General features: G+C 35.5%; 20 protein-coding genes, 1 tRNA gene and 1 rRNA gene. 19 read left to right on the top strand and 3 right to left on the bottom strand.

All coding sequences use genetic code 11. The features are described 5' to 3' along the window. Nucleotides 1-583: 583 nt before the first annotated feature. The 18 genes from gatB to ruvC all read left to right on the top strand — a co-directional run bounded on the left by gatB (nt 584) and on the right by ruvC (nt 10,382). Entirely contained in the window at nt 584-2,008 is a 1,425-nt protein-coding gene (gatB, locus tag WBP_RS04135) for an Asp-tRNA(Asn)/Glu-tRNA(Gln) amidotransferase subunit GatB (RefSeq protein ID WP_167896147.1), read from the top strand. 214 nt (nt 2,009-2,222) lie between these two features. Beyond that, nucleotides 2,223-2,477, top strand: coding sequence for a hypothetical protein (locus WBP_RS04130; protein WP_167896146.1), 255 nt, complete (start codon nt 2,223-2,225; stop codon nt 2,475-2,477). 67 nt (nt 2,478-2,544) lie between these two features. After that, the gene (locus WBP_RS04125) at nt 2,545-2,721 is read left to right on the top strand and encodes a hypothetical protein (protein WP_158676306.1); all 177 of its coding nucleotides are present in this window, start codon (nt 2,545-2,547) and stop codon (nt 2,719-2,721) included. A gap of 140 nt (nt 2,722-2,861) precedes the next feature. Next, nucleotides 2,862-3,002 (top strand): hypothetical protein, encoded by a 141-nt coding sequence (locus WBP_RS04120; RefSeq protein WP_167896145.1) that lies wholly within the window; start codon nt 2,862-2,864, stop codon nt 3,000-3,002. Nucleotides 3,003-3,699: 697 nt separating this feature from the next. After that, nucleotides 3,700-3,936 carry a hypothetical protein gene (locus WBP_RS04115; protein WP_167896144.1) on the top strand — a complete coding sequence of 79 codons (237 nt, stop codon included), beginning with the start codon at nt 3,700-3,702 and terminating at the stop codon, nt 3,934-3,936. 402 nt (nt 3,937-4,338) lie between these two features. Further along, a complete protein-coding gene (locus WBP_RS06315) occupies nt 4,339-4,497 on the top strand; it encodes an ankyrin repeat domain-containing protein (protein WP_167896334.1) in 159 nt (52 codons plus the stop codon). Then, complete coding sequence (locus WBP_RS04105) at nt 4,454-4,606, top strand: hypothetical protein (protein WP_167895691.1); 153 nt, start codon at nt 4,454-4,456, stop codon at nt 4,604-4,606. Before WBP_RS06315 ends, WBP_RS04105 begins: the two co-directional genes overlap by 44 nt. Continuing rightward, the gene (locus WBP_RS06310) at nt 4,576-4,695 is read left to right on the top strand and encodes a hypothetical protein (protein ID WP_083750422.1); all 120 of its coding nucleotides are present in this window, start codon (nt 4,576-4,578) and stop codon (nt 4,693-4,695) included. The genes WBP_RS04105 and WBP_RS06310 overlap by 31 nt, the downstream gene beginning before the upstream one ends. Before the next feature lie 312 nt (nt 4,696-5,007). After that, nucleotides 5,008-5,244 carry an ankyrin repeat domain-containing protein gene (locus tag WBP_RS04095; RefSeq protein WP_167896143.1) on the top strand — a complete coding sequence of 79 codons (237 nt, stop codon included), beginning with the start codon at nt 5,008-5,010 and terminating at the stop codon, nt 5,242-5,244. Then, nucleotides 5,237-5,374 carry a hypothetical protein gene (locus WBP_RS06305; RefSeq protein WP_167896333.1) on the top strand — a complete coding sequence of 46 codons (138 nt, stop codon included), beginning with the start codon at nt 5,237-5,239 and terminating at the stop codon, nt 5,372-5,374. Before WBP_RS04095 ends, WBP_RS06305 begins: the two co-directional genes overlap by 8 nt. 6 nt (nt 5,375-5,380) lie before the next feature. Then, the gene (locus WBP_RS06300) at nt 5,381-5,494 is read left to right on the top strand and encodes an ankyrin repeat domain-containing protein (RefSeq protein WP_167896332.1); all 114 of its coding nucleotides are present in this window, start codon (nt 5,381-5,383) and stop codon (nt 5,492-5,494) included. A gap of 139 nt (nt 5,495-5,633) precedes the next feature. Further along, on the top strand, nt 5,634-5,936 hold the full coding sequence (rplU, locus tag WBP_RS04080; protein WP_167896142.1) for a 50S ribosomal protein L21: 303 nt from the start codon (nt 5,634-5,636) through the stop codon (nt 5,934-5,936). A 10-nt stretch (nt 5,937-5,946) separates the two neighbouring features. Then, nucleotides 5,947-6,204: a 50S ribosomal protein L27 gene (gene rpmA / locus WBP_RS04075; RefSeq protein ID WP_011256897.1), complete on the top strand. Its 258-nt coding sequence runs from the start codon at nt 5,947-5,949 to the stop codon at nt 6,202-6,204. A gap of 21 nt (nt 6,205-6,225) precedes the next feature. Next, nucleotides 6,226-6,302 (top strand) — tRNA-Ile (locus WBP_RS04070). 60 nt (nt 6,303-6,362) lie between these two features. Continuing rightward, the gene (gene metK, locus WBP_RS04065) at nt 6,363-7,535 is read left to right on the top strand and encodes a methionine adenosyltransferase (protein ID WP_167896141.1); all 1,173 of its coding nucleotides are present in this window, start codon (nt 6,363-6,365) and stop codon (nt 7,533-7,535) included. 466 nt (nt 7,536-8,001) lie between these two features. Then, nucleotides 8,002-8,241, top strand: a complete 240-nt coding sequence (locus tag WBP_RS05840) for a hypothetical protein (RefSeq protein WP_246165916.1) — start codon at nt 8,002-8,004, stop codon at nt 8,239-8,241. Nucleotides 8,242-9,075: 834 nt separating this feature from the next. Next, nucleotides 9,076-9,897, top strand: a complete 822-nt coding sequence (locus WBP_RS04050) for a cytochrome c oxidase subunit 3 (protein WP_167896140.1) — start codon at nt 9,076-9,078, stop codon at nt 9,895-9,897. Further along, nucleotides 9,894-10,382 (top strand): crossover junction endodeoxyribonuclease RuvC, encoded by a 489-nt coding sequence (ruvC, locus tag WBP_RS04045; RefSeq protein ID WP_167896139.1) that lies wholly within the window; start codon nt 9,894-9,896, stop codon nt 10,380-10,382. The genes WBP_RS04050 and ruvC overlap by 4 nt, the downstream gene beginning before the upstream one ends. A gap of 46 nt (nt 10,383-10,428) precedes the next feature. On the opposite strand, the gene ruvX is transcribed toward ruvC, so the two are convergent. Genes ruvX through WBP_RS04030 form a run of 3 tightly spaced genes read right to left on the bottom strand, consistent with a single transcriptional unit; the run spans nt 10,429 to nt 13,809 of the window. Beyond that, a complete protein-coding gene (ruvX, locus tag WBP_RS04040; protein WP_011256893.1) occupies nt 10,429-10,896 on the bottom strand; it encodes a Holliday junction resolvase RuvX in 468 nt (155 codons plus the stop codon). Continuing rightward, nucleotides 10,897-12,681, bottom strand: a complete 1,785-nt coding sequence (locus tag WBP_RS04035) for a ribonucleoside-diphosphate reductase subunit alpha (protein WP_011256892.1) — start codon at nt 12,679-12,681, stop codon at nt 10,897-10,899. It lies immediately after the preceding gene. A gap of 54 nt (nt 12,682-12,735) precedes the next feature. Continuing rightward, nucleotides 12,736-13,809: a methyltransferase gene (locus WBP_RS04030; RefSeq protein ID WP_041571499.1), complete on the bottom strand. Its 1,074-nt coding sequence runs from the start codon at nt 13,807-13,809 to the stop codon at nt 12,736-12,738. A 345-nt stretch (nt 13,810-14,154) separates the two neighbouring features. Here WBP_RS04030 and WBP_RS04025 point away from each other — a divergent pair. Further along, nucleotides 14,155-16,945: ribosomal RNA gene (locus tag WBP_RS04025) — 23S ribosomal RNA — on the top strand. The last annotated feature ends 61 nt before the right edge of the window (nt 16,946-17,006 follow it).

Genomic DNA, 17,006 nt, shown 5'->3' with positions numbered 1-17,006 from the left:
TAACAGTTGCTAGTATACTATTAGAAGGATAGTGTCATCCCAGAGTCCCTTTTCTGTCATCTAAGTACCCCGACACTTGGATCCAACACGCTGAAATGGCAATCTCTCATCATGCTTTGCAGTATTTTTGGATCCTGCTGCGAGGTAACGGTAGTTATAAATTATTAAGAAATTTACTAAATAAAAAAAGCAAAAGATATTCCGTGGTAGATAGTGTTTACTCTCTAATCCTGCGAATTGACATATATACTGTCTAAAACGCTTTATAAGCGAGTTTCAGCTTATATAGGTAAGAACCTAGAAATATTGTGAAGACGTAAGATACATATAGTGTAAAAAAATTAAACATAGACGTCAATTATGTAATACTTTGTCATTTTAATCTGCACAGATTGAAGATAACTGAATACCTTTAGTGCTATGGGGGCTAGTGAAATTTGTTAAGTAATTTTTTGTATTTTTAGTACGCACTGCGCTTAAACATTAGGTTAAAAAGTTAAGATGAAATATAAAAACGTGAGTTTTGTTTTGACTTGTTGTGCTAATTTTGCAGAATATTAGGATTATCATTTGAATCAAATACATGACAAAAGGGGATTGGGAAGCGGTAATTGGGCTTGAGGTGCACGCTCAAGTTTCTTCTAAGACAAAGCTATTTTCTAGTTCATCAACTGAGTTTGGCGCTGAACATAACACTCAAGTTTCTCTGGTTGATGCAGCAATGCCAGGTACACTACCAATACTGAACTACTACTCTATAGAGCAGGCAATACGCACTGGTCTTGCACTTTCTGCGGAAATTAATAAGAGCTCTTACTTTGATCGGAAAAATTATTTTTACCCTGATTTACCGCAAGGTTATCAAATAACTCAGTTTTTTGAGCCAATAGTTAAAAATGGTAGAATATTTATCAATAATAATAAAAAAGAAATAAGAATCGCAAGAATTCATCTAGAGCAAGATGCAGGAAAAAGCATTCATGAAGAGAGCAAAACTTATGTAGATTTAAATCGTGCAGGGGTTGCTCTAATGGAAATTGTCTCGGAGCCGGATCTTCGTTCATCTGAGGAAGCTGCGGAATTCATGAAAAAGTTGAGGCAGATTTTGCGTTACATTGGCTCATGTAATGGTGATATGGAAAAGGGGTCGCTTCGTTGTGATGCAAATGTTTCTGTTCGCCCAAAAGGCAGTAGCACATTCGGCACCCGCTGCGAGATAAAAAACCTAAACTCAATATGTTATATTATGCAAGCTATAGATTATGAAATACAAAGGCAAATTGAAATTTTGGAAAGTGGCGAGAAAATAAGTCAAGATACCTTGTTGTTTGATGTTTCTTTAGGAAAAACAAAAGTAATGCGAAACAAAGAGGATGCGAGTGATTATAGGTATTTTCCTGAACCTGATTTACTGCCTGTTGAGATAAGCCAGGATAAAATTGATTCTATTAGATCATCTTTGCCCGAATTGCCAGATCAAAAAAAGCTACGATACATTAGAGAATTAAGTATCAACAAATACGATGCTGATGTCATCACTTCTGATAAAGCAATTGCTAACTATTTTGAGGAGTTGATAAAAAAGCACGATTCAAAACTTGCTGTTACTTGGCTAACTGTAGAGCTTTTCGGTCGTTTGAATAAAGCGGGTATTGATATTGTGAGCTCCCCAATTAAAGCAAATGCCTTATCCGAACTCTTAGATTTTATTGTTGATGGAACGATCTCTGCTAGGCTTGGCAAGCAAGTTTTTGATATTATGTTTGAAACTGGCAAGCCAGCATCTTTGATCATAAAAGAGCAGGACCTGAAGCAAATAACCGATAAAGGTCAAATATCAGAAATTATTGACAAAATCATCAATGACAACCAAGATAAGGTTCAAGAATACCAAAATGGTAAAGCAAAACTATACGGATTCTTTGTTGGCGAAGTCATGAAACTTACCAAAGGAAAAGCTAGCCCTGATGTCGTGAACTTGATTTTGAGTGAAAAATTGAACAGTTAGTTGCATCTTTTTATTTGCATTGGCAGTACGTCTTGTAGATATTCTCAGATCTATACTATGGTATATGCATGTCATGACATATAGATTTATTACTTTTTTACCATTTATAGGTACTGTTTGTAAAATAGTGTGAGGTTGAGGAGTACCTGAAAAATTATCCTACTCAGTGGTTAAGCATATCTTTTCTAATATTATGTATCAAGCGAGATAGCTAATGTTATTTCCTAGACATGCAGTAGATAGGGAGTATTCTTTTTTCCTATTTGCAGAGAAAAGGTCAGCTAAGGGTTTCAATAATATTGTTCTTTGTTATGAACAAGACGGAAGAATAGCACATAAGCTCATACAAATCAAGCACAGAAAGGATAGGAACAAAAAGATCAGAATAGGTGAATTACTAGCGCAGGGAAAGGGTGGTGCGTTTGGTTTAATAAAACTATCTCATTGCTTATTTGAAGATCAAAAGTAAATGGAAAGTTTGGGGGTGAAATAGAAGATTTTGTCATTATTACAACACTGATTTTGATTCCACAGATTTGATTACTGCGTCCAGTAAGAAAGCTGAGAATAATGTCAAGTGGAAGAATAAAGGAAAGGAAATTTCAGTTATAAAAGTAAACGCTCAAAATGAGTTTCTGGATGTAGGTAGTGGTGTAAGATATAAATTTGATAATAGTATTATCTCATACTTGCAGAAAATAAGGGTTTTATAAGGTGTAAGGTAGTTAGAGAAGTCAGCAATAAGGAAATAAGACTTTTAAGATAGATTAGTATTTGCAGTCGATTTGCCAAGCGGAACTGAGCTGAGTAAGATTATTAAGGGTGAGCTGGGGTAAGGAGTTCAGCAATACTGATGCTAAGCACTTTTGCAGCGGGTTATCAGGAAGAAGTACTGACTTTGATGGAAAAAGAAGAAGAGGAGTTTCTATTACACGAGCAAGTAAAAGCTCTTCTTGAAAAAATAAGAGGAGAAGTCTTAAAAACACCTATTTAGCATAATGTGATGGACCCAGTAGATGATTTTGTTGGGAGAGTAATGAATTAAATGCTGTGCGTTGTGGATTTCAAAAAAGTGCGAGGCAGATGGTTGTTATTAAAGATCTAAATGGGGTAGATAAAACTGAATTTGTCAAGAAATATGCTCACAACTATAAGGAATGTTACGATGGCAATGTTATATTTATAGATTCTAAGGATCCTAAAAGTATAAAAGAGTCTTTCTTGGATCTAGCTAGATATATAAAGACTAGGAGTTTCTGCTACAGATGAACGTAGAAGCACAAAGGCGATAAAAAATGTTGTTGAAAAAATATATACTTTTTTTGTAGAAAGAATGAGCCTGTTTGTTTTTGGTAATGTTAGAGGATATAAGGGTATTAGTAAATTTTTACTACCCTTTTGTGTTCACAGCGTCCTAATTGGGGAAAGCCTTATGTTTTTATCACTTCCTGCAGTGAAAAGTGGAAAATAGTAAAACAGCAGAAGAGATAGAGGAAATATGGTTTGATAAATTCGAGGAAACAGAGGTTTTATAATTTGTTGAGAGAGTCCTAGATGTAGAGAGTGACTTTTGCGATGGAAGAGAAAAAAGATTAAACTAGAAAAGTCTTTTTCATTAGCTTTGGGACTAGCGGTTGCATATATTTAAAATGAAGATGAGCAGGACGAATTAAAGAAGTTCAGTGGTTATTTTGAAAAATATAAGCAGCAAAGAAAGAAGTCATTTGAAGAAACAAAATGGTTATTTGCAAGAAGAAGAAATTACAAAAGTGACATTAATCATATCCGAGAAGTTAACGATATGGAATATTACACGTGATAAGATAAAGAGCAACAGAGGACATGGAAAGCAAGCTACAGAAATTTGGGATATCATGGCTTATTTTGCTCATGATAAGATTTATATAGAAGAAATTTTTCCAGATTAATGGCAGATGATAAAGAAAAGCTATGGGGGTGCTGTTGAGCTACTTGATAAAATACTAAGTGATTGATTTAGAAGCGGGAGTGGCAAATATCCACGAGCTAGGTGCAGGGGATAACTAGATTAGAACACAAAAGGCAGGCAAAGAAGAAAAATTTTAAGAAGAGCTCTAGAATTGATAAATAATGGTAGAATAGTGAACAGTACAAGCCATGTTACATCTGTTTAGGGATATGCAAGCAACCATAGTAGGCTGATTGGTGATTTTTACTTTAACTCATCTTGTATACATATAGAGAATAGGTTTTTATGAAGAAAAGCACTCCTTTACATTTACTTGCTGAAAGTGATGACTGTAAAAGCAATAAGGCTATACTAACCCGTATAGAAAGGTGTTCCGGGTAAAATAGGAAAAATTGTTAATGCTGAGAACAATTGTGGTCAAACACCATTATGCATCGCTGCTGGAAATGGAAAATTGAATATGGTAGAATGGTTGATTAGCAAAGGTGCTAATGTTAATGCTAAGAGAAGTCTGGAGTCCACTGCAAATGGCTACTGGTAATGAAGAGTTAGGTATTATTAAGTACCTACTTGACAAAGGCGCTGGGATTGATACAAAAATAAATATGGTTGCACTGCTTTGCATGAGGCTGCTCATAGCAGGAAACTGAATGTTATGAAATATTTGGTGAACAACAGTGCTAACATTAACGACAATGCTGTGGAACTATTTCCTATGGTACTCTGTTACATTTTGTAATATATAGTAAAAAATCAGATATAGTAATAAAGTAGCAGTCAGTAAAGGCGCTGATATTAATGCTTAAAATAAATATGGCTGAACTCCACTACATTATGCTGTTGAGAGTAGGAAACTGAAGATAGTAGAGTACCCTTATTAGCAAATGCGCTGGTATTAGCATAAGGAATAGGTATAATAGTACTCTATTGCATGTTGCTGCTTATAGTGGAAGTTAGATATGATTAAATATCTTATCGGCAGAGGTGCTGGATTGGCACTTAAAATGAATATGGTAGTACTCTATTATACTCTGCTGTTCAAAATGATAACGTGGATACAATAGAATACTTTGTTGAAAAAAGTGCTGGCGTTAATGTTAAAAACAAAAAAGGCAGTACTCCTTTACACATAGCTGCATTATGTGGAAGCTTTAGAATAACGGAATGCCTGATCAACAAAGTTGCTGATGCTAAAAACAGAGGTAATCAGACTCCATTACACTTTGCTATTGAGAGTGAAAAACTAAAAGTAGTAGAATTTTTTATAGAAAAAGGTATTAATATATAAAGACAACTGCAACAAAACTTCGCTACATCGTACTACCAGAAATGGAAACATCGAAATGACAAAATATCTCATTAAAAAAGGTGCCGATGTTAATGCTAAGGGTAAGAATGATAACGCTCCATTGTACTAGGTTGTTATAAGATGGAGGATTGACATAGCAAAAATACTACTAAAACACAACGTAGACGTTAACGCTAAAAGTAATGAAAGTAGAACAATATTGTACTATGCTGCTGGATGCAATTCCTAAGGACTTGTGGAGTTGCTTTTAGCTCATAATGCAGTTCTGTGACTACTGAAAGTATTTGATATAGCTTGAGAGGATTTGTCTTGACGTCATATATGACGTCCTTTACAATTAAAGTTAACAGTGAAAGTGTATATTTGTTATGTTTGCAGTGATTGAAACAGGTGGAAAGCAGTATTTAGTAAAAAAAGGTAGTGTAATAAAAGTAGAAAAATTAGAAGCTGAGGAAGGAAAGGAGGTAGAGATTGATAAGGCAGTTTGCCTTTCAGGCAACGGTTTATCTTATTTAACTGATGCTACTGTTAAGGCTGAAGTGCTTGAACAATGCAGAGGAGAGAAAATTATAATTTTTAAAAAGAAGAGAAGAAAAAATTACCGTAGGAAAACTGGTCATAGGCAGTATATAACTATTCTTCGTATCAATGAAATTAATCTTCAAAAATAATGGGTAAGATATGGCAACTAAAAAATCAGGTGGTGGCTCCTGTAATGGTAGGGATTCCGCAGGTTGTAGGTTAGGAATAAAAAAGAACGGAAAAGTTATTCCTGGTAATATAATCGTCCGTCAAAGGGGTACAAAGTTTCATCCTGGAAAAAATGTTGGTATGGGTAAAGATCATACAATTTTTGCTAAAGTGGAGGGCTGGATTAGGTTTAGAAAGTCAGTAAATAAAAAGACTTTTATTGATATTGTACCTGTAGATAATGTATAAGCTTCAGCTTGAATAAATCAGGGGTCTGTAGCTCAGGTGGTTAGAGCGCACGTCTGATAAGCGTGAGGTCGGAAGTTCAACTCTTCCCAGGCCCACCATTTGATGGTTGCTAGCTAGATTTTTTATAATAACTTTTATTATATAAGCAAATCTAAAGCATGAGTTTACGTAAAAATTTAATAACCAGTGAGTCGGTTGCAGCTGGTCATCCAGATAAAGTAGCTGATCAAATTTCGGATGCAATACTTGATGAATACCTTTTAACTGACCCTTTTTCACGAACTGCGATAGAGACTTTAGTTACCAAAGATAATGTTATTATAGCTGGGGAAGTATTTGGGCCTAACGTTGCAAATAGCACAATTGAAAATGTTGTAAGGAATACAATAAAAGATATTGGTTACGAGCACGATGGTTTTCACTGGGGAGAAGTCGGAGTAAATATGTTGCTGCATGAACAATCAAACGACATTGCTATAGGGGTGGATCAAGGCGCTGGAGATCAGGGCATAATGTATGGCTATGCAACAATAGAAACAAAAAGCCTTATGCCAGCACCCATTTTTTATGCGCACTCTATTCTGAAAAACGTCATGAGTGTGGTTAAGGAAGCAAAACTTGGTCCGGATGCAAAGTCGCAAATTACTTTAGCGTATGAGAGTAATCTTCCAGTACGTGCTGAAAGTATTATCGTTTCAATACAGCATCCTGAAGATTTGGATCAATTAAAAGTAAAAGAAATAATTTACCCTTACGTAGTTTCGTCTTTACCTAAAGGGTGGATGTGTGCCGAGGAAAATTTCTTTGTCAATCCAACTGGTAGGTTTGTTATCGGTGGACCGGTTAGTGATTGTGGATTAACCGGACGAAAGATTATGGTTGATACTTATGGAGGTTATATTCCACATGGTGGGGGAGCATTTTCTGGAAAAGATGCAACAAAGGTTGATAGATCTGCAGCTTATATGGCGAGATACCTTGCTAAAAATATTGTTTTTGCAAATTTAGCCGAGCGCTGTCTTGTGCAGCTCTCTTATGCAATTGGTGTGTCAAAGCCTACCTCGTTTTACATTGATACATTTGGTACAAATAAGGTAGATGAAGAAAGAATTAAAAAGCTTATTGAGAGTAATATAGATTTGTCAACCAGGGGTATTATTAAACATTTATCACTTAGCCGTCCTATATATAAACGTACAGCCTGTTATGGGCACTTTGGTAAAGAATCAGAAGAGGATGATGGATTTTCTTGGGAAAATTTGAACTTATCTCTTGATCTTTCTAGAGAATTTAGTGTGCAAAGTAATAGGAAAATTTCTTTAGATTGCTAAGATTTTTAATTTATAGTTCAATACTGGTATGCTAACTTATTGTTAAAGCGCAATTAGCTTTTCATAATAATTATACTACATTAATAGCAATTTTCATATTTATGAAACTCACAAAATGTATAACAAAACAGGAAGGAGAATTCTACGATATAGCTATAAGAGAATCATCTAGTCTTATTGAAAAGATAGAGAACATCCTTTTAATATTGAATTAATGAGTAGTACGCTAGATTATGAAAAGTTTTAATTTTATCTTCAGCAGAATTTTTTATATGTAACAGATTATACTTGAGTTTTACTGGTTATTGCAGCTGAAGCTAACAATATTGAAATAATAGATAAGTTAACTGATATAGCTATTGGAACATTTGCTACACGAGATTATTATAAGGAACATTTTGCAGATTGTAATTTATCCGACAACCACAAAAAGTCAAAATCTTGCTCTGCCCTTACTGAATTTTTCATGTACATTACATATCATAATTTTATTGCTGAAGGTTTAGCAGCATCTTACCCATGCTTCTGTATATGTCAAATAGTTGTTCATTACATTGTGAGAGGTAACGCCACTACTAGCAATAAATATCAAAAGCGGATAGATTTTTTTAACACTGACGTGACGAGTAATATGATTGACGATGTAACTGAAATTATGAACAATCTATGTAAAAAATCCGGCAATGATGAACGAAAAAATATATAGGAGTTCTTTCGTAATGGATTAAAACTTTAGCTGGTATTCTAGGATGAGATGTATTATTCTAGTATCTCATGATGGGGAAATGTTGGAGTGGATTATCTATATTAACTTAATCTTGTTGGTACTGTAATGTTTAGTGGTATAATTAGGAGCTGTTGTGGGTCAAACCTCTTAAGGGATATAATATAGATCATCCTTTTAAAATGTTGGGCTGATGAATAATACTTTAAACATAGAGAGTTTTAAGTTCTGTATTCAACAGGATGTATTATTTTTAGATGATTATGTTCGTATCGTATTAGTTATGGCATCAAGAATAGAAAACTATGATACATAGTCCTGCTTGCTAGGGTGGCACAGGGGTCAATAGCTGCTAACAGATTTCTGTGTAGTCACTTTTTTTGCTATATATAGTATAAAGAGTAGAAAAATCTTCTGTATGCTTCAAATTTACCAATTTTCTTTTATCTATCTCATGTAGTAATGCCTATGAAACTATAACAGCTTTATATTCTTGTATATTTGTATGTAAGATTGTCATTGATAGTATGAAAGGTGAATTCAGGAAAAATAACAGATAAAAAGACTGGTTTGTTTTTGTAGCAGTAATTTAATAGCATATGGATGCACTGCTTTAGAGGATATTGTTGATGAATATTGCAAAAAGGTAGGAGGAAATGAGAGAAGCAGAATACTTGAGTTATTTAGGATAAATGCACAATTTGAATTAAACTTTTGGGACAGCGCATAAATTTCCAAAATTCGATCAAGTTTCTAAGAAACGTTGACAATTTTAAGCTAATTTGTATGCTTAATACATGTTTTTGAAGATGGTGTATGAAAAGTAAAGAACATGATTTTCATTTAGTGGATTCAAGTCCTTGGCCAATTGCCATGTCAGCGGCAATTTTTATTCTTGTGCTTGGATTAGTTGGCACGCTCCATAAACAGGTTTCTGGGATATTTGGCTTAGTTTTAGGAACCTCTGCAGTATCAGGAGTGTTGTTTTATTGGTGGAAAGATGTAGTAAAAGAAGCCATTTATGATAAGTGCCATACTGCAATTGTCAAGCATGGACTCAAGTTTGCAATGTACTTATTTATCCTTTCAGAAGTTGTATTTTTTATAGTGTTCTTTTGTTCATTCTTTAAAGCCTGGCTTGATCCGGTTTTTTTGTTTGAAACGTTTTCTCCTACAAAAAAAGTTAAATGGCCTCCTGAGGGAATTTTACTGCCTGATCCATGGTCGCTACCATTCATGAATACGTTAGTATTATTACTCTCTGGTACAACAATTACCTGGGCACATCACTCTTTATTTAAAGATGATAAAAAGAGCATGATTAAAATGCTGTACATAACTATATTACTTGGAGTGTTTTTTGTAATAGTACAGGCAATAGAGTATCATGAAACGAGTTTCTCTTTACAAGAAGCAGGAATCTATGCATCCAATTTTTATATGATTACCGGTTTTCACTGTGCGCACGTTATAATAGGAATAATATTCTTGTCAGTGTGTTTGTTCAGAGCGCGGAAAGATCAATTTACACCTCAGGATCATTTATGCTTTGAATTCGCTTCTTGGTATTGGCACTTTGTAGATATAGTCTGGATATTTTTGTTTGTGTTTGTTTATTGGCTAAGTGTTTTTAAGTGACAAGGATAATAGGTCTCGATCCGGGAATGAGTAAAACCGGGTGGGCTATTATTGATATGGATGAAAGAAGCAATATCGAATTTCTAGGCAGTGGCACTATATCAACTGGTAATAAGCTCGGTATGGGTGAACGCTTGCATGTAATTTTTGAACAATTAAAGAAGGTAATTTCTCTGTATTCTCCAAGTGAAGCTGCAATAGAAAAAATTTTTGTTAATAAGAATCCAAAATCTTCACTAACTTTAGGATATGCGAGAGGGATTGTAATTTTAGTATTAGAAATAACAGAGTTAACTATGAATGAATATGATACAAATTATATAAAAAAAAGCATTACCGGAAATGGCCATGCTGATAAGGATCAGGTTATATTCATGGTGAAACAGATAATTAAAAATTTAAATATAAAATGCCACCATGCTGCTGATGCTCTCGCTGTAGCGATTTGCCACGTTTATACAAAAAGTTCTTATTTTGTGAGGTAGTTTTATTATTCAATTGTGCGTTTTAAATTCAACAACTCAAGAAAAATTATTTAATTACATTTATCTTATCTAATGTCCGTTGTAAAATAATACATGCGGAAATTTTATCATCTATTCTTTTTGATTTTGTGGTTGATACTCCGCTAATCTTTAGTGTATGAGCCGCAATAGACGTTGACAAGCTTTCATCTTGTAAATATGTGCTTACCTTGTATTTTTTTATCATTTTGTTTGCGAATTTGATTATGGTTTTACACCATTCACTTTTTTGTCCATCTATTTCCAGTGGTAACCCGATTACTATTGATCCAGCTTCATTTTTTTTGAATATTCTGTTTAGATAACCTAAATCTTTGCTTATATTTTTTCTGTAGTATACGCTATGTGCTGTAGCTATGAGCTGAGTTTTATCACTGAACGCTATGCCTATTTGCTTCTCTCCCATGTCAAGACACATTATGCATTTGTCTTTTGGAATAGACTTTAGAAATTCATAAGGATCTCTATATAGCATCTATTGGCATGACAAACATTCACTATAATCAATATCTGTTCTTTGCTGGAACATTTCACTTGCTTTGAATATGTCATGAGAAACCTTGTCAGCTCTCTGCATTGACTGTGATCGACAATAGTATAAACTCTTTAAACCTTTTTTCCAAGCAAGCATGTGTATTTTGTGCAAGTAACGTTTATGTACATTAGCAGGTAAAAACAAGTTTACTGATTGAGATTGACAAATATATGGGGTTCTATCACTTGCGTGTTCTATAATCCATCTTTGATCAAGTTCATATGCTGTTCTAAATGTTAATTTTTCATGCTTGTTAAGAAAATCTAAGTGCTGCACAGAACCTTCATTTGTCGAAATCGAAGACCATATTTTATCATTGTTTTGATTTTTTTCTGCTAATAGTTTTTGCAAGAATTTATTTCGCACTACAAATGAACCTGTTAGTGTCTTTTGTGTAAATACGTTTGCTGCATATGGTTCGATTCCAGGGGAAGTATTGCCTGCAATAATAGAAATTGAGGCAGTTGGGGCGATAGCAAGTTTATGTGTAAATCTTTCCATTAGATTGATTTCTTTAGCATCAAGGCATGCTCCCTTTTCTTCTGCTAATTTTTTAGAGACCATATCTGCTTGCTTGCGTAAATACTTAAATATTTTTTTGTTCCACTGTTGTGCTGTTACTGACTCGAAAGGAACCATTTTACTTTGCAAAAATGAGTGAAAGCCCATCACACCAAGGCCAATACTACGCTCTCTCATTGCAGAATACTTTGCTCGCTGTATTTCGTCTGGTGCTTTGTTTATAAAGTCTTCTAGTACGTTATCAAGAAAACGCATTATATCTTCTATGAAGAGTTCATTGTGTCTCCATTCTTTATAGTATTCAAGATTTACTGATGATAGACAACACACAGCAGTACGCAATTTGTTTAGGTGGTCGTAGCCTGTAGTTAAAGTAATTTCACTGCACAGGTTTGACATTTTGATATCTAAATTGAGTCTTTTGTAAGACTCTGGCTTATTGTTATTTATTGCATCGAGAAAGATAATGTAAGGTTCTCCAGTCTCAATTCTCGCTGTTAGTATTTTAATCCATATATCACGTGCTTTGATTGTTGAGATAACTTTGTTGTTATAAGGGCTGATTAAATTCCATTCTAGGTCGCTTTCAACGGCTTGCATGAATCTGTCATCTACTATCACAGCATGGTGTATATTTAATGCTTTGCGATTTGGATCTCCTCCTGTTGGCTTGCGTATATCCAGAAACTCTTCTATTTCTGGATGGGATACAGGAAGATAAACTGCTGAGCTTCCTCTTCTTAAGGACCCTTGACTAATTGCGAGTGTTAGAGCATTTTGCACCACAATAAATGGTACGATTCCTGATGTTTTACCACTGCCTTTTACACTTTCGCCAATTGAACGTAAATTTCCCCAGTAACTACCTATTCCTCCTCCACGTGCGGCGAGCCAAACATTTTCGTTCCATAAATCGACTATTCCCTGCAGACTGTCTTCGGTTTCATTAAGAAAGCAAGAGATAGGCAATCCTCTGTTGGTGCCACCATTGCTAAGTATTGGTGTTGAAGGCATGAACCACAAATTGCTCATGTAATCATAAAGACGCTGTGCATGCTCTTTGTTATCAGAATAGTAGTTGGCAATGCGTATGAAGAGATCTTGATAACTTTCATTTTCTATTAAGTACCTGTCTGATAGAACTGCTTTCCCAAAATCGGTCAATTTGCCATTTTTTTCATGATTAATAATAATATTATTCATAAATTCCTCTTTGTTTTATCGTACATAGACACTGTTTTAAGCAATAGTAATGCTTTAAGTTAGGCTTTTCGATTTTTTTTGTGGATACTGTAATGCAAATAAGATACCATCAACCTGACTTCCATATATTTTACAATAACTCATATAGCTTATTTGCATATTTATTTCTTTTGCAACATGTTGAACATAACTTTCTGAGTGACGGAAGTAATCTCCTTTATTTACAAAGTCAATACCTTTACCTTCCTTTCTTCTTATTAAACATACAATTGCACCTTTTTTGCTCGTAGATTTTTTTGCTAATTCCAGTTCTGCTTTAAAATCATGTAAATAATGTAGCACTTCAGCGAAAATAATGACATCATATAGGTGATTTCTCTCTTGTTTAAGGAACTCTGTCATTTCTATATGTATTAATTCATTATAAACAGGTTTACCCTTTATAAAGCATCCTCTAGCAATATTTAGCATTCTGTTTGAAATGTCAATTCCTGTTATGTGATTCCCAGTATTATGTATTTTTAAGAAATGACCGCATATTCCGGTTCCACAACCAAGATCAAGTACGTTGAGTTCAGAAGTGGAATCGTTAAAAATTTTTGTAATTACCGTGTGTACGAGTTCATGACCTCTATATTGTTTAGCGATTAACCAATGCTCGACAAAATGTTCTCCAGTGTAATCAAAATATTGTTTTATGATATTTTTAGGCAATTTTATAATAGGTGCTGGATTTGTCATTTTTTTTATGTAATAAGACGCTTCTTCGTAATTACTGTCTAGTTTTAGTGTCTTTGTTAAATAGGTGTAAGCTTTACTGGTATTTCCCATTGCAAAATGACACCTCCCTATGTTGTACCAAACTATAGGTAAATTGGAATAAAACATGCCGATTAACCAAAATCGTAATTTTGCATCTGAGATGTTACCTTTATAGAAGTGATATAAACCGATTTCAATATTAGTGCTTAATAGGTTTTTGGGTTTTTCAAGAAATGCTGTTGTTTCCTTATGGAGAGCGTTATATTTATTTACAGCGAATTGTTTAGCCTTCTTAAGGTTAAACATACCGATTAACTTATAAATAAAATTTAAAATAATACTTACGAAGGATAAGTTGCTTTTCATACCTTAAAAATACCCTTAATGTTCATTATCATTTTTAAGCAGAATCGATTTTTAAAGCATTTTATATTACAAAATATTTTTTTCATTAATTTTCATTGTATATAATTCTGCTTTATCACTTATTTAGGTTAAAAATTTTACCTACTTAGGATTACAGTATATTATTCTTGCCAACGTAAGTAAATATTTTGTGTAAAAAAGCGTTGACATATTATTTATTGGTTTCTAATATGTAAGAAGTTAATTTAGTTTTTAGATGTTTGACAAGTTTTATGGTAGAGATTAATTTAATCTCAGTTCAATTTCAATAATATTTAACTCTGCATATTCTGCATATAGTCGAATAAATAAATTATTAAGAGCACTTGATGGATGCCTTGGCGTTAAGAGGCGATGAAGGACGTGGCAGGCTGCGATAAGCTGCGGGGAATTGTCAACAGGTTTTGATCCGCAGATTTCCGAATGGGGAAACCCAACTAGTTGAGCTAGTTATTGCATGTTAGATTAATATGTAAAGCGAACTTGGTGAACTGAAATATCTAAGTAGCCAAAGGAAAAGAAATCAACCGAGATTCTGTTAGTAGTGACGAGCGAAAGCGGGAAAGGCTAGTGGTTTAAGAATAAGAATTAGAATACTCTGGAAAGAGTAACCATAGAAGGTGATAGTCCTGTATAAGTAGAAAGTTTTTAAATCCTCGAGTAGAGCGGGGCACGTGAAATCCTGTTTGAACATGGGGGGACCATCCTCCAAGCCTAAATACTCCTTAACGACCGATAGTGAACAAGTACCGTGAGGGAAAGGTGAAAAGAACCCCGGGAGGGGAGTGAAATAGAATCTGAAATCGAGTGCTTACAAACAGTTGGAGCTTTATGTTTTTGCTATGGGAGCAATCTTGTAGTTAATTTACATTAGAGTGACAGCGTACCTTTTGCATAATGGGTCAGCGAGTTAATCTATAAAGCAAGCTTAAGCCGTTAGGTATAGGCATAGCGAAAGCGAGTCTGAATATGGCGTTTTAGTTTTATGGATTAGACCCGAAACCAAGTGATCTAGTCATGACCAGATTGAAGGTGTGGTAAAACACACTGGAGGATCGAACCAGTTAATGTTGCAACATTATTGGATGAGTTGTGATTAGGGGTGAAAGGCCAATCAAACTTGGAAATAGCTGGTTCTCCGCGAAATCTATTTAGGTAGAGCGTTGTATGTATGTTGTTGGGGGTAGAGCACTTGATAGACTAGGGGGGCTCACTGTCTTACCAAATCTAACTAAACTCCGAATACCAATAATTGATTATACAGCAGACACACTGCGGGTGCTAAGTCCGTGGTGGAAAGGGAAACAGCCCAGATTACTATCTAAGGTCCCAAAATTACAGCTAAGTGGGGAAGGAAGTAGAAAAACCATTACAGCTAGGAGGTTGGCTTGGAAGCAGCTATCCTTTAAAGAAAGCGTAACAGCTCACTTGTCTAAATAAGTTTTTCTGCGCTGAAAATGTACCGGGGCTAAAGCTGTATACCGAAGATGTAGGTACTTATTGATTGCAGTTAATAAGTGCGGTAGCGGAGCGTTCTGTAAATCTGTGAAGGTAGTTTGTAAAAACTGCTGGAGATATCAGAAGTGAGAATGCTGACATAAGTAGCGTAAAAGAGTGTGAAAAACACTCTCACCAAAAATCTAAGGGTTCCTACGTTAAGTTAATCTGCGTAGGGTTAGTCGGTTCCTAAGGCAAGTCCGTAAAGGAGTAGTTGATGGCAATCAGGTTAATATTCCTGAACCTCTTAAGTGTGACGGGTTTTGTATTTGTATAGGTCTTATTGGATTGACCTATGCTTAAAAAAAGCTCCAGGAAATAGCACTTATATTTATGAGGCCGTACCGTAAACCGACACTGGTGGATGAGTAGAGTATACTAAGGTGTTGAAAGAATGATGTTGAAGGAACTCGGCAAATTGTACCTGTAACTTCGGAAGAAGGGTAACCTGCTTTTAGGCAACTATAAGTAGGTGGCACAAAATAGGGAGTAGTGACTGTTTACTAAAAACACAGGACTCTGCAAACACGTAAGTGGAAGTATAGGGTCTGACGCCTGCCCGGTGCTGGAAGGTTAATAAGAGGGGTGTAAGCTCTAAATTGAAGCCCCAGTAAACGGCGGCCGTAACACTGACGGTCCTAAGGTAGCGAAATTCCTTGTCGGGTAAGTTCCGACCCGCACGAATGGCGTAACAATTTCTCCACTGTCTCCAACATCAATTCAGCGAAATTGAATTCCCCGTGCAGATGCGGGGTACCCGCGGTTAGACGAAGAGACCCCGTGCACCTTTACTATAGCTTTACATTGGTATTAAAAATGTGATGTGCAGAATAGGTGGGAGACTTTGAAGTTATGGCGCTAGCTATAATGGAGTCAACCTTGAGATACCACCCTTTACACTTTTGATACCTAACTATGTTTCATTATCTGAAACTAGGACATTGTATGGTGGGTAGTTTGACTGGGGCGGTCGCCTCCTAAAGAGTAACGGAGGCGTGCGAAGGTAAGCTAGAGCTGGTCGGAAATCAGCTTGATAGTATAATGGCATAAGCTTGCCTGACTGCGAGGCTGACAAGCCAAGCAGAGACGAAAGTCGGTCATAGTGATCCGGTGATTCTGTATGGAAGGGTCATCGCTCAACGGATAAAAGGTACGCCGGGGATAACAGGCTGATGGTGTTCAAGAGTTCATATCGACGACACCGTTTGGCACCTCGATGTCGACTCATCACATCCTGGGGCTGAAGAAGGTCCCAAGGGTTCGGCTGTTCGCCGATTAAAGTGATACGTGAGTTGGGTTTAGAACGTCGTGAGACAGTTCGGTTTCTATCTGCCGTGGGTGAAGGAAATTTGAGAAGATCTGACTCTAGTACGAGAGGACCGAGATGGATATACCTCTGGTGTACCAGCTGTTATGCCAATAGCATTGCTGGGTAGCTATGTATAGGTGGGATAATTGCTGAAAGCATATAAGCAAGAAACCCTCTTCAAAAAGATTTCCCAATTAAGGCCGTGGAAGACTACCACGTTGATAGGCTAGGTGTGGAAGCATGGTAACGTGTGGAGCTAACTAGTACTAATAGCCTGATTGATTTATTTGTTTTCTATATGTGAATATGCAGTGTTAAATATTAAGTAAATTTATTGAATTAGAGGTTTTTA

Source organism: Wolbachia endosymbiont of Brugia pahangi (assembly GCF_012030695.1).
Classification (GTDB): Bacteria; Pseudomonadota; Alphaproteobacteria; order Rickettsiales; family Anaplasmataceae; genus Wolbachia.
Note: the sequence above shows the minus strand (reverse complement) of the source record. Positions and strands in the feature narration are given on the sequence as shown.

Coding starts and splice junctions, on each gene's coding strand:
- WBP_RS04050 (WP_167896140.1), top strand. CDS start 9,076: ATGAAAAGTAAAGAACATGATTTTCATTTAGTGGATTCAAGTCCTTGG.
- rplU (WP_167896142.1), top strand. CDS start 5,634: ATGTTTGCAGTGATTGAAACAGGTGGAAAGCAGTATTTAGTAAAAAAA.
- WBP_RS05840 (WP_246165916.1), top strand. CDS start 8,002: ATGTACATTACATATCATAATTTTATTGCTGAAGGTTTAGCAGCATCT.
- WBP_RS04130 (WP_167896146.1), top strand. CDS start 2,223: ATGTTATTTCCTAGACATGCAGTAGATAGGGAGTATTCTTTTTTCCTA.
- WBP_RS04030 (WP_041571499.1), bottom strand. CDS start 13,809: ATGAAAAGCAACTTATCCTTCGTAAGTATTATTTTAAATTTTATTTAT.
- WBP_RS04035 (WP_011256892.1), bottom strand. CDS start 12,681: ATGAATAATATTATTATTAATCATGAAAAAAATGGCAAATTGACCGAT.
- WBP_RS04105 (WP_167895691.1), top strand. CDS start 4,454: ATGCTAAGAGAAGTCTGGAGTCCACTGCAAATGGCTACTGGTAATGAA.
- WBP_RS04120 (WP_167896145.1), top strand. CDS start 2,862: ATGCTAAGCACTTTTGCAGCGGGTTATCAGGAAGAAGTACTGACTTTG.
- gatB (WP_167896147.1), top strand. CDS start 584: ATGACAAAAGGGGATTGGGAAGCGGTAATTGGGCTTGAGGTGCACGCT.
- metK (WP_167896141.1), top strand. CDS start 6,363: ATGAGTTTACGTAAAAATTTAATAACCAGTGAGTCGGTTGCAGCTGGT.
- ruvX (WP_011256893.1), bottom strand. CDS start 10,896: ATGCTATATAGAGATCCTTATGAATTTCTAAAGTCTATTCCAAAAGAC.
- rpmA (WP_011256897.1), top strand. CDS start 5,947: ATGGCAACTAAAAAATCAGGTGGTGGCTCCTGTAATGGTAGGGATTCC.